At 71.9% G+C, this 1,692-nt stretch carries 2 protein-coding genes; one reads left to right on the top strand and one right to left on the bottom strand.

Annotated elements, in window-relative coordinates; all coding sequences use genetic code 11:
• On the bottom strand, nt 1–580 hold a 580-nt coding region (locus tag ABZ749_RS34830), incomplete at its 3' end, for a DUF1775 domain-containing protein (protein WP_357235598.1).
• A 188-nt stretch (nt 581–768) separates the two neighbouring features.
• Here ABZ749_RS34830 and ABZ749_RS34825 point away from each other — a divergent pair.
• Nucleotides 769–1,692, top strand: a 924-nt coding sequence (locus ABZ749_RS34825; protein ID WP_357235595.1) for a threonine--tRNA ligase, incomplete at its 3' end; no start/stop codon positions are given.

The following is a 1,692-nucleotide window of genomic DNA, read 5'->3' as shown; positions in this document are numbered from 1 at the left end:
GGCCGCCGTGACCGCCGCCGTGCGCGGCCGGACCCGCCGCGCCGGGCGCCGCCGGCAGCAGGGTCAGCGCCGGGGCCCGGTGCGGACCGGTGGCGTCCGCCCACCGGACCACAGTGCCATCGGCGTACGTCTGGACGACCTCGAAGGTGAGCCGCTCGGCCTGCGGCATCGGCCCCATGGAGAGCGCCAACCGAGCCGGCCCCGGGTCGCTCGCACCGACCCGGACCCAGGTCACCGCGGTCGTCACAGTGCTCACCCCGGAGGAGTGGATGCCGGGCAGCGGCTTGTCCAGGGTGCGGGAGCTGAGCCGGGGCGCCCAGCCGTCCACCGACATGGGGTAGACCTCGGCGATCGGCGCGTCGGCCGGCAGCCGTACCTCGATCTGCTTGGTCCTCGTGCCGGCCCGCTCCTCCGGAACGCTGAACTCCAGCCGTACCGCCTCGCCCTGCCGGGCCTCGGTCGGGGTGGTCGTCACGTCTGCCGCGTACGCCGTGCCAGGCCAGAGCAGCAGCCCAGCGGCGGTCACCGCGGTCGCCGCCACGATCCGCCGCCGACGGCCACCGCCGTACGTGCTCGCCATGTCGTGCCCCCATCCGTGTCGGCGTGGCCGGTTCCGGTTTCCGGCCACACCTTCTAGTTCGGCTGCGAGGCGCGAAAGGTTCAACGTCGGCGGTAAGGAGGTGCCCTTCCCGGTCGGGGGCGGGGCGACCGATAGCATCGGCAGGAGCCGAGGATCGGCACCGTTTCGTACCACTTGGAGGAGTCACCGTGTCCGCACCCCGTACCCCCGCCGTGGCCGACCCCGTCGTCGTCGCCGCCGGGACCACGGCGGCCGACGCGGTGGCCGCGGCCGGACTGCCCGCGAACGGTCCCAAGGCGATCGTCGTGGTCCGCGACCCGCAGGGCCAGCTGCGCGACCTGGACTGGGCGCCGGCCGAGGAAACCGTCGTCGAGCCGGTCACCCTGGATTCGCCCGACGGGCTCAACGTGCTGCGCCACTCCACCGCGCACGTCCTCGCCCAGGCCGTGCAGGACATCTTCCCCGAGGCCAAGCTGGGCATCGGCCCGCCCATCGAGAACGGCTTCTACTACGACTTCGACGTCGACAAGCCGTTCCAGCCCGATGACCTCAGCAAGCTCGAGAAGCGCATGCAGGAGATCATCAAGTCCGGGCAGCGGTTCCGTCGCCGCCGCTTCGGCAGCCTGGACGAGGCGCGCTCCGAGCTGGCCGACGAGCCGTTCAAGCTGGAGTTGATCGAGGTCAAGGGCGAGGGCCTGGACACCGACGAGGTGATGGAGGTGGGCGGCGGCGAGCTGACCATCTACGACAACCTCGACGCCAAGGAGGACAAGGTCTGCTGGTCGGACCTGTGCCGGGGCCCGCACCTGCCGACCACCCGACTGATCGGCGCGTTCAAGCTGATGCGCTCCGCCGCCGCGTACTGGCGGGGGTCGGAGAAGAACCCCCAACTGCAGCGGGTGTACGGCACCGCGTGGCCGACCCGCGACGAGCTCAAGGCGTACCTGAAGCTGTTGGAGGAGGCCGCCCGGCGCGACCACCGCAAGCTCGGCGCGGACCTCGACCTGTTCAGCTTCCCCGACGAGATCGGCTCCGGCCTGGCGGTCTTCCACCCCAAGGGCGGCATCATCCGCCGCGAGATGGAGCACTACTCGCGGCTGCGGCACGAGGAG

The sequence above is a fragment of the Micromonospora sp. NPDC047753 genome, assembly GCF_040642735.1.
Taxonomy (GTDB): Bacteria; Actinomycetota; Actinomycetes; order Mycobacteriales; family Micromonosporaceae; genus Micromonospora.
This window is presented reverse-complemented; position numbering and strand designations above follow the sequence as displayed.